Below are 15,732 nucleotides of genomic sequence, written 5' to 3' on the forward strand. Positions count from 1 at the left end.
GTTTGTCTTTGCACTTATTACAACGCCGTATATGCTCCAGACCTGTCTTACTCCAGGATGTATTGCCACACTTTAAGCAAGTAAATTCCTTTTGCCATTTTAAACAACTCAGATATTTTAAACACTTTTCCTTGGTATCAAAATGCCTTGCAAACTCCAAAATGTCAGTACCTTTAAACATAATTAACTATAAATTTTAGCTAAGTTACTGATATTGCTAATATTATTAGTTTTAGTATTGGAGTATTTAAAGGCCTATTTCTAAAAAAGAATATTCCAGAGAAAATGGATTGATGGTTATTCCAGAGAGGATTCGACTCTTAAAAGTCTAATGAAATTCTAATTATATTGGGGTTGAAAGGTAAAGGAATAATCCCAAATTTGGAATATCAAAAGGGGTGATAAAAAAAATAATAACAAATATCCCTCTCTTTGCTCCTATCAGCAAGTAAAGAGAGGGATTCAGATTTAGAAAGTTTTAGTAAGAGAAACGATTTAATTCAATTAAAATAATTTATCTGGCCACTATTATTTTCTGCGTTACAACTTTTCCATCATTTGAGAAAACTATAAAATATTCTCCATTTACAAGTTTACCTGCATCTAATGGAAGGTTACTGTATTCTCCAGCTTGCATTTCTCCAGAAAATAGAGTGCTTACAAGCTTTCCTTCAATATTGTACAATTGAACAGCTGCTTTTCCGGATACTGACGAAGCAAACCTTATTGTAGAATTTACCGTAACTGGATTTGGAAAAATATGAATTGTTGCGGGTGTCAGGTCTGACTTGTCTGTCTGTACAAGCTCTAAATCATTTCCTGTTTTTGCTCCCGTGGTAAGCTGATATGCACCCATGTTGAATGTAGTTTTATTTACGATGCTATTACCCCAAAAATCCTTGGTTCCTACATTGATACCAAACAGACTGGTTAAGTTCAAACCTTTATTAATTAAACCGGAAGTCGATTTTAACTTATATCTTTTGAGTTGAGTGATCTGGCTTGCATCGGAAAAAGTTACGCCTGTAGTAGTCTCAGAAAATTGCGGATCTAACTGTAGGCCACTTGCAATTCCATTTACTTTTTCCTGCCCTGTTGATGTTCGCCATGAATTTAATGAAGAATAAGAACTGCTTCCCCAAAGAATTTTAAACATACTTCCGGTAGACCAATAGTCATTTCCCTGGAAAGTGCTAGAAGAAGGGAAAGGTACATTCACAACCTGTACCGCACCCGTTGTTTGAAAAATATTGTTTCGCACTTTAACCCCTGAAATAGGTCCGCCTCTTATATAAAATCCTTTGGGAACCGCATTTAGACTTGGAGTAATATAAACAGTATTGTTGTAAATATTCACGGTTTGAACTCCCCCACTTGTAGATGAAGACCACATGTGAATGGCCCCGTAATCATTTTTACGCCCATCATTTTCACTGATGTTATAGCGAATTGTAATATTTTTCATTAATAAAGCCCCGCTAAATTGCGCAATAACATATCCACCCCCATAATTATCGTGTGAATAATTGTATTGCATGGTTGAGTTTGTGCAGGCGCCATCAAAATCAAACCCTCCCCCATCTTTATTAGTGCCGGTTTTATTATGATGAGATTCATTATATTGAATCAAAACATTATTAGATTGATAGGCCCAGATGCCCATCGGTCCGCCATCAGCATTGGAATGTAACCATCCGTTATTATAAGCAGTGCAATATTCTATAACAGCTCCATCAGCGCTGCCCAGTTTAATACCATTTCCGCTGTTAGAATATTTTTGGTCTGCTATTCCCGAATTGTTATAAACTTTACTATAACCTATATAAATATTTTTATGGGCATAAGAAGATTGTGCATAAAAGAAAATACCGGCACTGCCATTGCCATGAGCATTACTACGAGTAATAGAAACATCGCTGTATCCACTTGAATAATTCCAGCTGCCTACACAAATTCCATAATCATGATACCCATAAGTTTCAACACTTTCTATCCTGATATAAGGTAAGTGAGTTGCACTTTTATCCATATAAAAGAAAATGCCTGAGCCTGTATTGGTTGTTCTGCCGGAGCCATTAATAGTTAAGTTTTTTATTTTAAAACCAGCGGCGTTGTAGATATATATGCCGTTAGAAGTTCCGCTGTTGATAGTGGCCTTTCCACTGCCATATGAACTAATAACAATTGGTTTAGACGCGGTTCCCACATCGGAACTGGTAAAATACATGCTTCCGCCATAAGTACTTCCACCCTGGAATAAAATTGTATCTCCTTTAAAATTTTTTGAATTTATGTTGGCGATACTTTTCCAGGGTTTAGTTGCCGAAGTTCCTGTATTAGAATTGCTGCCACTAAGACTGACATAATAAGTGGTAGCATGCAAAGTAAGATTTGACACAATACAGCACAGTAAAGTAGTAAATGCAAATTTCATTGAAAAGGATTAAGGGTTATAAAAAATAATATCATCAAAAAAGTGATGGGGATTCTTACAACTTCAATAGTATTTCTCAGATAATTTGGAAAAGGATTTTCGAAGGATATGGATCGCGGTAATTGGGGGAAATATTAGTTTCGGCTTTTTTAGCCTTTCGTGTTTAGTTGAATTGTTGAAAATTAAATAATAAATTTTAATTATGCAATAGCCTGGAAAATAATTTATTAATCATTTCGATGAGTCTAGATCTATTATTCACTTGTGATAATTTAATCACCAGGTTAATGTGCCGGAAAGACTAGTGCTGGTCTAATTAAAAAATACGTGTAAACAAATTCTGTTTAATAGGCAAAAAAATAATTCTTATTGTTGATAAAACAGTTATAGATCGCGGACAAATTACGGCAGGGAAATGCAGCTAACATTTACCTTCATATCAAGTAGAGAGGGATTAAAAGCCAGACAAAATGATACAGTGTTTGGGGATAGGCGCATTACAGATAATAAGGAAACTTTAATACACAACTCACAAATTCGACTTACAGTTAAAGGAGATGCAAAGATAGGAAGGCAGGTCTGAAGCGCTGAAGGAGGTATCTCTGACATCTTTTAGAAAGCAGGTGCTAAACCGGGGCAAATAAAAATATTAGCACAAACAAATAATCTTAATGCTAATAAATTCTTGATAAATCGAAAATAACAAAAAAAGATAGAATATTATTAAAAATGTACTAAAGCCACTCTTACAAAAGTGGCTTTAGTTACATAAGCAGGATCTAATAAAGCAACCTCACCTTAATAGTTTCTTTTACTTCTTTTAATAATTCAGTAGCATGACCCGAAAGTTTTTTATCGACATCAAGCACCACATATCCTATTTCGTCATTTGTTTTAAGGTACTGGGCAATTATATTTATTCCGTGCACAGAAAGCTGGGTATTGATCGCGCTTAAAACACCGGGAACGTTTTTATGGATATGCAGTATCCGATGCGTGCCTTCCTGGGGTGGAAGAGCTAATGGCGGAACGGTATGTGAACCGTTTGTTATACCTTTTTCCAAAAACTCGAAAAGTTTGTTACTTACGTCTTCTCCTATGTTTTGTTGCGCTTCTTCCGTACTGCCCCCAATATGTGGTGTCAGAAGCACATTAGGAAGGTTTTGAATAGGTGTAACGAACTTGTCGCCATTCTTCTTCGGCTCTACAGGATAAACATCAATAGCTGCCCCACTTATATCACCAGCGCGCAAGCTTTCAGCAAGCGCATCAAGGTCTACAACCTGTCCTCTTGCATAATTGATGAGAATGGAGCCTTTTTTAAATTCCCGTAAAAGTTCTTTGTTAATCAGGTTTTTTGTAGCTGCAGTTTCTGGCACGTGCAATGATATAACGTCGGCGGTTGCCACTAGCTCCTGCAAAGATTTTACGGCAGATGCATTGCCTAATGGCATTTTTGTTTCAATATCATAAAAAATAACTTTCATGCCCAGCGCCTCAGCAAGTATACTTAATTGGCTGCCAATGTTGCCATAACCAATAATGCCAAGGGTTTTTCCACGAAGTTCATAACTTCCTTTAGATTCTTTCATCCACACACCTTCGTGAGCTGCTTTATTTTTATCAGGTATACGACGTATGAGCATGATGGCGGCACCAATTACCAGTTCAGCTACACTTCTTGTATTACTGTACGGTGCATTAAAAACCGTTATACCGAGCCTGGTTGCCGCCTGCAGATTTACCTGGTTCACCCCTATACAGAAGCATCCGATAGCCTGTAGTTTTTTTGCGGCCTCCAGCACTTTTTCGGTTACCTGTGTCTTACTTCTGATGCCTAACAAGTGAACATCCTTCACTGCCTTTATCAATTCATCTTCAGATAATGCCCCCGAAATAATTTCTACATTGCTGTAACCATTATTTTTAAAAACCGATACAGCCGTCTGGCTGATATTTTCAAGTAATAGAATATGTATTTTTTCTTTCGGGTAACTAGTTAATTGTTTGTTCATTAAACCTGTTGTCTTTTTTTTTGCGAAAGTAACACTTTAACCGCTTTTAATAAAAGGATAATAAAAATCAAAAAAGTAAATACTATTTTTTAATTCAAGAGTTATTAAGCAATTTTGGGCATTGAATAGAAAAACCAATATTTTTTGATAGCTTTTAAATTTTATGAATACAAGCTTCACAAGGCCTTTTAGAATAATAATAGCTGACGATGATAGTGATGATGTACAATTAACAAAAGATTGCTTTATCGAGAACAAGCTTCCCGTACATATTTCTGATGTTGGTGACGGACAAATTTTAATGGATCACTTAATAAAAAATGTTTCAAACTCAAAAGATCTTCCTCAACTGATAATTCTTGATTTAAATATGCCGCGCAAGAGCGGACTTGAAGCGCTAGAGGAATTAAAACAGGATGAAGCCCTCCGTAAAATTCCTGTTGTTATTTTTTCCACTTCTGATACCTCGCGAGATGTTGAAAGGGCTTATGAGTTAGGCGCAAGCTGCTTCGTGAGCAAACCGAGCAGCCTCGAAGAATGGTGTGATAAAATGGGAAAACTCGGAAGGTTTTGGATTGAGTGCGTACGTGTTACGGGCTAAAATATAATAACGCAGATACAATTATTTATCACCGCATTTTGATTTTTCCTCTAATCACAAAACAAGCGAAATGAGGAAAAGTATTATAGTATGTGAATAATGTATAACAAAATCATTTAACCGTTTCCCCTATTTTTGCCGCCATAAAAAAAGAAAAGTTTTTGAAAAGCCTGTTATTTTTTATAGCGTTTATTGCGGCTCTATCAGCATGCAAACAAAAAGATATTAGTAAAATTTCTTCACCTAATTCTAATAAAGAATTTAGCTATAGAAAACTTACTCCTGACGAAAAAGAAACATATAAAGCTGCGGTCGAGCATATGTATGATTCTATTTTGCTTAAGCATGCATTCAACGGAAGTATTTTAGTGGCTAAAAATGGAGAAGTGCTTCTGGAAGATTATCATGGTTATTCAGATCCTGTTACCAAAGAAGCCATTTCACCTTCAACTACATTTCACCTGGCTTCTGTATCAAAGACTTTTACTGGAATGGCGATCATGAAATTGTGGGAAGAAAATAAGTTAAAACTGGATGACTCTTTACAGGTCTTTTTTCCTGAATTTCCTTATACTGGTATAACTGTGAGAATGTTATTAAGTCACCGGAGCGGGTTGCCTAACTATGTTTATTTTATGAGCCAGGACCCAACCTGGAGAAGGAAAATTGCAACAAATAATGATATGTTGCAATTTATGATTGAGAAGAAGCCAGCTCTTTATGGCTATCCTAACCGTGGTTTCCATTATTGCAATACAAATTTTGCATTGCTTGCATTAATAGTAGAAAAAGTATCGGGACAGCCTTTTCCTGAGTACATGAAAAACACTATATTCACGCCTTTAGGTATGACTCATACTTTTGTTTTTTCAAAAGCGGATTCAGCTAATTATCATCCGAGTTTTCAGCCCAATAACCGCCCTTTTCCCCTCGAGTCTATAGATTGCATCTATGGAGATAAAAATGTCTACAGCACAGTACGAGATATGTATTTATGGGACCAGGCTATTTACAATAATCGCGTAGTTTCCCACGCTACTTATGAGGAAGCAACTAAACCATATAGCTTAGAAAGACCGTCAATTCATAATTATGGACTTGGGTGGCGCCTGATGATGTTGCCAAATACAAAGATTGTATATCATAACGGCTGGTGGCATGGTAACAATACTGTGTTTACGCGGCTGGTAGATGATACCGCCACTATTATAATACTTAGCAATAAATTTAATAAAGCTATTTATGCAGGTATGAAGATCGGAACTGTTTTCGCTAATAGTAAAAAGACAGAACCTGAAAAGCCTTTGGATTAAACTGAAATGCAGTATTTTATTGATTAGGTTTTCTTTAAAAAACATTATCAATAAAGGCAGATCTAGCAGGCTTATTATTACTTTCAGCTTTTTTAAAAATTCTATTCAGATAGATGTAAGTTTGAATAAAAAATGTGCGTTGATCTTTATTTCAAATCAAAATGATATTTTTGATAATTTCCACCTGAATATTCCTTAAGCTTACATTCTCCACTAGCGTCACGTCCAAGTACGTTTTTTTATTTAAAGTAATTAGAAAGTGTACTAACGTGCCGAATAACATTTTGTAATTAGAGTTCAATAAATGTTAAAATTATTAAAATATTATTAAAATTTCTTTAATTTTACAAAGGAAAGGGTACCCTATGTATTCCCATTTCCAATACTTGTTGGACCGTACAAAAAATTTAATAACATTATTTAAAATTTAATCTTATGGAAAAATTTACACACGATCATGAGTTGAGCCAAAAAACAGTGAACATAATACTTGTAATTGGCGTTCTTCTCTATTTAGCTTTTATACTTTACCGCGAAATGAACGGTTTAGGTTAAATTACAAAACGACCTTTTTTAATAATTACTATACAGCAAACAAAAATGCAACGATGTATTATAACATTGTTGCATTTTTATTTACCTTAAACTACCACCTCACGTCAGCTTGTTATTTAATGAATGTTTCTCAGTGAACTATTGTTTCGATAGGTAGGTACTCAAGGAAAATTAGTCATACTTTATTACAGAAGAATTGTGATGTGTAGCCAGGGCACGGATATAACAATTATCATAACTGCTGTAAAAATTTTGGAGCTTTTCTTATTTTTGTTCCTTGCTCAAACGCATAGGCTAATTTTATTAATTCTGGTTCACTATACGCTGTACCAAAAAAAGAAAAACCTATAGGGAGTTCATGTACATACCCCATCGGCACAGTGATATGCGGATAACCTGCCATTGCAGCTGGAGAAGAAAACGAAAAACCAGTATCGTAATCGCCGTTTATAAGATCTATACAACAAGCCAGGCCATTAGTGGTGCCACAAATAGCATCTAATTTATGTTCCAGTAAAAGTTGATCAATTATCTTCCTTGAAGATATAGATTTTGCTAAAGCTTCTTTGTATTCTTTGCTATCTAAACCTGCCTTTTCTTCTGAACTAACGAGCGTTTCCTGTTTGAAGTATGGCATTGTTTCAGATGCATTCTCCTTGTTATACGCAATTACATCTTTCAGAGATTTTACTTTTGCATTTGCACCAGCAAGATATTTGTTTAGCCCATCTTTAAATTCGTAATGCAAAATTGTATTTTCGGCCTTGCCCAAGGCATATGTAGGTTTCAAGACATCCACTTCCACAATAGTTGCTCCCATTTCTTTAAGTAAGGCAATTGTTTTATTTAGCAAAGCCACTACGTCAGGATTGCCTTTTAAAAAAGTTTTTTCAAAACCCAGTCTTTTTCCTTTTAAACCATTTACATCTAAAAACTGTGTATAATCTTTATGCGCTTTTCCCTTGCTTTGGTTAGTTACAGCGTCTGCGACGTCGGTGCCAACCATCGCACCTAATACTGTGGCTGCGTCCTTTACTGTCCGCGCCATTGGTCCGGCTGTATCCTGTGTAGCAGATATGGGTATAATTCCTGATCGACTCCATAAACCTACGGTTGGTTTTATACCTACGAGACCATTTACTGAAGCCGGACTTACAATCGATCCATCTGTTTCAGTGCCTATTGCAACCGAGCACAAATTAGCAGCAGAAGAAGAACCAGAGCCGGCACTGGATCCGGAAGGATTCCTGGTTAAAATATAAGGACATTTTGTTTGACCTCCCCTGCTGCTCCATCCACTTGTAGAATGAGTTGAACGGAAGTTGGCAAATTCGCTCAAGTTTGTTTTACCTAACAACACTGCACCCGAGTGGCGTAAAAGTTTCACAATAAATGCATCTTTAGAAGCAATATTTCCATAAAGAGCAAGTGACCCGGCGGTGGTCATCATTTTATCAGCTGTATCAATATTATCTTTTATTAAAACCGGAATACCGTGAAGTGGTCCTCTGACTTTGCCACTTTTCCGTTCGTCGTCTAATATTGCCGCAATACTTTCTGCGTCAGGATTAACTTCAATTACAGCATTTAGTTTTGGCCCTTCTTTATCTATTTCTTTTATTCTTTTTAAATACCATTGTGTTATTGATTTTGAAGTTAATTCTCCACTTTGCATTTTTTGTTGCAATTCTTCAATGGTCATTTCATTTAGGTCAACATCTTTATCTTGATTTGCGCTACTATTTCCGTTTGATGCCTGCGCGGTTTCTTTTACAAGGGCTGATAAAGTGACACCGGCAAGAGAGCCGTTTCTAAGAAAATTTCTTCTGTTCATTAATTTTAAAAAGAGATGATAATTAATCTATTTCTGCATTGTTATTTATTGTTTGAAGATAATGACAAATACATTTCAAAAAATAATAAAAGTGAATTAGAAAAACGAGCCTTAACAATGGCAAAAAGAAAAATTTAAATGCGGGTAATATGGATTTCTACTAAGGAGGTTACCAAAATAACAATAGTAAATGTCAGAAAAAAATTACAGGATAGGCAGATTATAAACTCAACGTCTTATTTTGCTGCTTCAAAAATTACAAGATGAACAGACGTGTACTACTAAAAGCTTTGGGAGTGACAACAGCAGGAGCTTTTTTGCCTCGTTTTAGCGAAGCGCAAGAGACTCCATCCATTAATAATTCTTTTACCTATTGCCTTAATATGGCAACTATCCGCGGACACAATCTTGGTTTTGTAAAGGAGCTTGAAGTAGCATCAAATGCAGGTTTCAAATCTGTTGAAATATGGATTGACACTTTACAAACATTTTTAAAAAATGGAGGAACGATAAAAGAAGCAAAAAAAAGAGTGGACGACTTAGGCATTAAAGTAGAAAATGCAATTGGATTTGCAGAATGGATTGTAGATGACGATGCTAAACGTACTGCAGGCCTTGAGCAAATGAAAAGGGAAATGGAAATACTTGCTCAACTCGGCTGTAAACGAACGGCTGCCCCACCCATAGGTGCAACAAACACTGCCATACTTGATTTAAAAAAAGTAGCAGAACGATACAAAGCGGTACTGGAACTGGGAAAAACAACAGGCGTTATACCACAACTTGAAATGTGGGGGTTTTCAAAAAATCTGAGCCGTGTCAGCGAGGTAGTGTACGTAGCCTTAGAAAGCGGAGAACCCACAGCAAAAGTTCTGCTCGATGTATTTCACCTCTATAAAGGCGGTACCGATATTGACACGCTCCCATTAATGAGTACCTCTGCTATTGAAATTCTTCACGTTAACGATTATCCGGCAAATGTACCAGCTGCCACTATTACCGATGCTGACCGCACATTCCCGGGCGATGGGGTAGCACCTGTAAAACGAATTTTACAAATTCTCAAAAATCCTGAAAGACCGCTTATTATTTCATGTGAGGTGTTCAACAAAAATTATTACAGTAAAGATGCGTTGATAGTAGCCAAAACAGCTCTATCTAAAATGAAGGAGGTGACTGAAGGTATTTAAGAAGCAGTTATAATCAATTTAGACTTTTTTTCCAATTACCATCCATTCTCTCGTTACGATAAAAGAGTAAGCATAAAAAAAGCTATCCTTTCAGATAGCTTTTTTTATGCGCTTTTATAACTAATTTTTAAAACTTGCCGTGCATGCTATCATAAAACTTGCTCTTAGCATCGTACTTATCATAGTTTTTAGGATTTAACAATTTGGTCCTGTCTCTTTTATAAATATAAAGGTTGTATAATAGGTCAGCAGCTTTTCCTACAACATTCTTTTCTGTATTAGTGCGATTAGCCTTTGAAGCTAAAGTGTTATACGATTTTTCTAACCATGTTATGCTATTATCTGCTGCAGAGTCAGCTTGTTTATCAGCAAGTGCTCTTTTAGATTTAATAGCCGTAGTAACACCTTTTATTTTACGAGCAGAATCGGCTGCATCTTCAAATAAAGTATAAGCTGCAATGCCCGCATTATAACTTGACAATCCATTAGCTGTGTCTAAATCCGCTGCTTTCGAAAAGGCGTAAAAAGCCTTGCTTGTATATTGTGAGCGCTGGGAAGGATCAAGATCTTTTATTTTCTTGTTGTTTATAAAATAGTCTCCATAATCTAAATAACCTTTAGCATCAATGGTCTTTGCAGCATCTGCATCTTCAAACTTTTTAACCATGTCTTCCAACGGAGCATTATCTGTAGTATTTGCAAACTCGAGATCCTTCCACATTGTGTTGTTAGGGTATACTTCTTTTGCAAGTGCTAAATATTTTTTAAACTCCTCCTGGTTATTATTGTTCAGGTAATATTTAGTTAGAAAATCATATATCCCCTCATAATCTTTTCCACCTATTTTACGATCAGCTATTTTGCTGTAATATTTTGCAGCGTCGTCATTTTTCTTCGCATTTTGCGCAGTTACTCCTGCATATAGATACGAGGTAGTGTCAAAAGCTGAAGTTGTCCATTTTCTTGATGTAAGGATGTCACCCAACTCGACTACATCTTTAAACTTTGCAAAAGAAGAGTCCCAGTTTTTTTCATTATAGTATTTCACACCGGCACTAAAAAGTGAACTGTACGCGCTATTTACGCCGGCATAGCGGTCTTCTTTTATTTTGGCTTCATTGGGCTCAAGTTCAAGATATTTTTTTAATGCCTGTAAAGCTTCAACATCTGCTGTAGGATATTTTGCTTTTAATGCTTCATTACCCGCAATTGTTCCTAGTACTTCGGTTTTTAATAAATATGTTTCTGCCTTACCTTCTGCTTTTGGGTCGGCAAGCACTTTATCTAACTGTGTTTTTGCTTCTTCAAGTTTTGTTTGTCCTGCATTTCCTGGCACCTGAGCCAAAACCAACGCATCGCGCACTTTTTTATAATCCTGTGCTTTAGCTCCCGCACCTACAGCAAACAATAGCAAAAAACCAATCGTAATTTTTTTCATTTTTTATCTGTTTTAGTATTTGTTTAATCATTGATCGTTGTCTTCCTGGTCGTTTTCTAAGGTCTCATTTGAGATTTCACTTTCTGAAGAGTTATCTGCAATACTATTATTTGCATCGATTCCGCTATCTCCTTCTGCTGTTTCTGTCTCAGTCTCTATTTTTTCTATTGCTTCGTTTTCTGCTTCTATGGAAGCTTCGGTTAGTACAATTGCCTCTTCCTGTTCCTGAATTTTAGAAATAGCAGCTATCTGATCTCCTTCATCAATTCTTATCAGTTTTACACCCTGTGTCGCCCGGCCAGCCTCTCTGATGTCTGCTACGCTTGTTCTAATGGTAATCCCTGATTTACAAGTGATTACAAGGTCTTCTTTACCATTTACATCAAGTATTCCTACAAGGCTTCCTGTTTTTTCTGTTACGTTAATGGTTTTAACACCTTTTCCACCCCTATTCGTTATTCTGTATTCATCTACCGGTGTTCGTTTACCAAACCCATTTTCGCTCACCACTAGGATATTTCGGCTGACGTCGTCTTTATTTACACAAACCATACCAATTACTTCATCTGTAGCATCATCCAGGTCAATTCCAAATACACCTATTGCACCACGGCCGGTAGAACGAACCTTCTCTTCCGGAAAACGAATGGCCCGGCCTGATTTGACAGCCAGCATTACTTCACAGTCCCCGTCAGTCATTCGGGCTTCCAGTAGCTGGTCACCTTCGTTAATATTAATGGCATTTATACCATTTGCGCGCGGCCTGCTAAAGTCTTCTAACTGCGTTTTTTTGATTATTCCTTTTTTTGTGCAGAGAAGAATATAATGCTTATTAATATATTCCTTATCTGAAAAATCTTTTACATCTATAATTGCTCTTATTTTATCATCTCCCGGCAATTGCATCAGGTTTTGTATTGCACGTCCTTTTGCGTTTTTATCTCCTTCGGGCACTTCATATACTTTCAACCAAAAACATCTTCCCTTTTCGGTGAAGAACAATAAGGTATGATGGGTGGATGCTACAAACAGATGCTCTACAAAATCTTCATCTCTTGTGCGGCTGCCCATCGATCCTCGACCTCCCCTCTTCTGCTGCCGATATTCGTCTGACGACGTTCTTTTAATGTAACCAAAATGTGAAATAGTTATTATAACATCTTCTTCTTCAATGAGATCTTCAATTCTCATCTCCTTAGATAAGTAAGATATTTCGGTCTTTCTTGCATCGCCAAATTTTTCTTTTACCTCCAATAATTCTGTCTTTATTAGTTCATATCGCAGCAACTCACTTGCTAATAACTCCTGTAATCCGGCAATGATTTTCATTAAATTGTCATATTCTTCCTTAATTTTTTCGCGCTCCATTCCGGTCAGTCTCTGTAAGCGTAGCTCAAGGATTGCTTTTGCCTGTATTTCATCTATTCCCCATCCCGCATTTATTAAGTTTTCTTTAGCAATATCAGGTGTAGATGAGTTACGAATCAAAGCAATTACTTCATCAAGATGGTCAAGCGCTATGAGATAACCTTGCAAAATGTGTGCTCGTTCCTGTGCCTTTCTTAACTCGAACTGTGCCCTGCGTATCACCACTTCCATCCTGAAATCAACGAACTCTACTATGAGTTCCTTAAGGTTCATCGTTTTAGGACGTCCTTTGGTTAGAGCGACGTTATTAATACCATAACTGGTTTGCAGCTCAGTATATTTAAACAACTGGTTGATAACTACGTTAGCTACCCCATCACGCTTCAAATCGACTACAATACGGGTACCCTCGCGTTTGTTACTTTCATTATTTACATGAGCAATACCTTCAATTGTTTTATCGTTAACTAGCTGACCTATTTTATCTGTCAGCATATCCCGGTTAACCTGGTATGGAGTTTCTGTTATAATAATGGTCTCCCTGCCGCTTGCCTTTGTTTCAACATGGCATTTTCCACGCAGCACTACCCTTCCCCGGCCAGTAAGCATACCCTGCTTCACACCTTCCATTCCATATATAACGCCGCCTGTAGGAAAATCAGGTGCCTTTACATGCACCATCAGTTCTTCAATACTTATTTCTTTATTGTCAATATAAGCTATACATCCGTCTACCACTTCCGAAAGGTTGTGAGGCAGCATATTTGTAGCCATGCCTACAGCAATGCCGCTACTTCCGTTTACCAATAACTGCGGTATGCGCGTGGGCAACACTACAGGCTCCTGTAAACTGTCATCAAAGTTCAATTGAAAATCTACTGTATCTTTCTCTATGTCATCCAGCATGCTCTCCGCTATCCGTTGCAATCGCACCTCTGTATAACGCATAGCTGCGGGTGGGTCTCCATCCTGGTTTCCAAAGTTACCCTGGCCGTCGACCATTATATACCGCATTGTCCAATCCTGCGCCATACGGACCAGCGTATCATAAATAGAGGCATCACCATGAGGATGATATTTTCCCATCACTTCACCTACAATACGTGCCGATTTTTTATAGGGCCTGTTACTGTAGTTCGACAACTCATTCATCGCATATAATACGCGGCGATGAACAGGTTTAAATCCATCACGGGCGTCAGGCAAAGCGCGGCCTACAATAACAGACATTGAATAATCAATGTACGCTGTCTTCATTTGCTCTTCAATATTTACCTGTATTACACGATCATTATCGCTCGTCTCAAGAGGTTGTATATTATCTTCCATTTATTTAAAAAAACCCTTTTTTAAAGATTGATTTAAAACTATTTAAGGGTTTGCAAATGTAACTTTTTTAACCAAGAAAAAAGGTTAATAACTGTTGATTTTAAAGGGCTTCACAGACAAGCAAGCAGGATTTGTATTAAGCTAAGAAGACTCAATTATAGAATTTGTCTATAATTTCTATAATCACAGTTATTCTTCGAATTATTTTTTCTTTGTTACAGCATTTAAATGATAATCAAAATCCGACACTCCCTTGTACCGTAATTCTCTATTGAGGCTTTTCACAATCTTTTATAACTCATACAGAAAATGAATAAAGAGCGAGCTCCTCACATATCTTTGCACCCTCATTTTACATTTTACAATTTACAATACCAACGTATGAAGGTTTTTAAGTTTGGGGGAGCAAGTCTGAGTAGTGTTGAAAGAATACGAAATGTGGCTGATATTTTATCATTATATACAAAAGAACATGTAATAGTCATTATGTCGGCAATGGGTAAAACTACCAACGCCTTAGAAAAAGTGGTGGAAGCCTTTTATAGTGGGAATAAGGAAGAAGCGCTTCGATTATTTCAATTGATTAAACAAAGTCATCTAACAACCGCGAAATATTTGCTGGTAACTTCTTATAACGCTACCCTAGAAGACTTAAATGCTTTCTTTACTGAAGTCGAGTGGCTGTTGCATGACAAAGCTGTACAATCATTTGATTATTATTATGACCAGGTCGTGTGTTGCGGCGAATTGCTGAGCAGCAGAATTGTAAGTGCGTATTTGAATGAAAAGGGTATCACAAACCGGTGGTTCGATGTAAGAGACATTATCAGAACAGATAATAATTTTCGGGAGGCAAATATTGACTGGCCGGCTACAAAAGAAAATTTAATACGTTCAAATATTCAAAATAATCCCGGGATTTATATTACTCAAGGTTTTATCGGATCAACTGATCAAAACGAAAGTACCACTCTTGGGCGCGAAGGAAGTGACTATACTGCCGCCGTTTTTGCTAACATTCTTGATGCAGATGATCTCACCATTTGGAAAGATGTTGAAGGTGTAATGAGTGCTGATCCAAAGTTGTTTCCCTCAGCTTCTTTAATAAACCAGCTAAGCTTTAGCGAGGTGATAGAAATGGCGTTTTACGGCGCACAAGTCATACATCCTAAAACAATAAAGCCATTACAGAATAAAAAAATTCCGCTGCATGTAAAAAGTTTTCTTGACCCTTCTTTGCCTGGAACTGTCATTAGTGATAAATCAAGCAAAAACTTGCCCCCGGTTATTGTAATTAAAGCTAACCAGGTGTTGATTCACTTGCAAAGCAAGGATTTCTCATTTGTCGGCGAAAGACTTATGAGTACACTTTACCAGTTATTTGCAGAATTGAATATAAAACCTAATCTTATTCAGACAGCAGCTATCAATTTGCAGGTATGTTTCGATGACAGGCAAGATAAGATTGAACATTTAGCACAGATGGCCAGCGAGATATTTGATGTACAACTCGAAAAGAATCTAACATTATTAACTATAAGACATTTTACTGAAGATCTATTAGCAAACATGCTTCATGAAAAAGATGTAGTTTTGATGCAGAAAAACAAGGAAACTGTACAAGCGCTCTACAGATAAAACAATAATAACAATCT

Annotated in this window: 9 protein-coding genes; 4 read left to right on the top strand and 5 right to left on the bottom strand. The window is 36.8% G+C overall.

All coding sequences use genetic code 11. The features are described 5' to 3' along the window. Nucleotides 1–514: 514 nt before the first annotated feature. Complete coding sequence (locus B154_RS30885; RefSeq protein ID WP_018615832.1) at nucleotides 515–2,434, bottom strand: right-handed parallel beta-helix repeat-containing protein; 1,920 nt, start codon at nucleotides 2,432–2,434, stop codon at nucleotides 515–517. 779 nt (nucleotides 2,435–3,213) lie between these two features. Next, on the bottom strand, nucleotides 3,214–4,449 hold the full coding sequence (serA, locus tag B154_RS0118585; protein ID WP_018615834.1) for a phosphoglycerate dehydrogenase: 1,236 nt from the start codon (nucleotides 4,447–4,449) through the stop codon (nucleotides 3,214–3,216). 163 nt (nucleotides 4,450–4,612) lie between these two features. Between serA and B154_RS0118590 the strand changes: the two genes are divergently transcribed. Both B154_RS0118590 and B154_RS0118595 read left to right on the top strand, forming a co-directional pair. Next, nucleotides 4,613–5,050: a response regulator gene (locus B154_RS0118590; RefSeq protein WP_018615835.1), complete on the top strand. Its 438-nt coding sequence runs from the start codon at nucleotides 4,613–4,615 to the stop codon at nucleotides 5,048–5,050. A gap of 161 nt (nucleotides 5,051–5,211) precedes the next feature. Next, nucleotides 5,212–6,363 carry a serine hydrolase domain-containing protein gene (locus B154_RS0118595; protein WP_018615836.1) on the top strand — a complete coding sequence of 384 codons (1,152 nt, stop codon included), beginning with the start codon at nucleotides 5,212–5,214 and terminating at the stop codon, nucleotides 6,361–6,363. A 787-nt stretch (nucleotides 6,364–7,150) separates the two neighbouring features. Here the strand turns inward: B154_RS0118595 and B154_RS0118610 are convergent. Next, nucleotides 7,151–8,752 (bottom strand): amidase, encoded by a 1,602-nt coding sequence (locus B154_RS0118610; RefSeq protein WP_018615839.1) that lies wholly within the window; start codon nucleotides 8,750–8,752, stop codon nucleotides 7,151–7,153. A 263-nt stretch (nucleotides 8,753–9,015) separates the two neighbouring features. Between B154_RS0118610 and B154_RS0118625 the strand changes: the two genes are divergently transcribed. After that, the gene (locus tag B154_RS0118625; RefSeq protein ID WP_018615842.1) at nucleotides 9,016–9,942 is read left to right on the top strand and encodes a sugar phosphate isomerase/epimerase family protein; all 927 of its coding nucleotides are present in this window, start codon (nucleotides 9,016–9,018) and stop codon (nucleotides 9,940–9,942) included. Nucleotides 9,943–10,069: 127 nt separating this feature from the next. On the opposite strand, the gene B154_RS0118630 is transcribed toward B154_RS0118625, so the two are convergent. Both B154_RS0118630 and gyrA read right to left on the bottom strand, forming a co-directional pair. Then, a complete protein-coding gene (locus B154_RS0118630; protein WP_018615843.1) occupies nucleotides 10,070–11,380 on the bottom strand; it encodes a hypothetical protein in 1,311 nt (436 codons plus the stop codon). 27 nt (nucleotides 11,381–11,407) lie between these two features. After that, a complete protein-coding gene (gene gyrA / locus B154_RS0118635; protein WP_018615844.1) occupies nucleotides 11,408–14,077 on the bottom strand; it encodes a DNA gyrase subunit A in 2,670 nt (889 codons plus the stop codon). Nucleotides 14,078–14,386: 309 nt separating this feature from the next. Here gyrA and B154_RS0118640 point away from each other — a divergent pair, with 309 nt between their 5' ends. Continuing rightward, nucleotides 14,387–15,715 (top strand): aspartate kinase, encoded by a 1,329-nt coding sequence (locus B154_RS0118640; protein WP_018615845.1) that lies wholly within the window; start codon nucleotides 14,387–14,389, stop codon nucleotides 15,713–15,715. Nucleotides 15,716–15,732 lie beyond the last annotated feature (17 nt).

It is taken from the genome of Segetibacter koreensis DSM 18137 (assembly GCF_000374045.1).
Lineage (GTDB): Bacteria > Bacteroidota > Bacteroidia > Chitinophagales > Chitinophagaceae > Segetibacter > Segetibacter koreensis.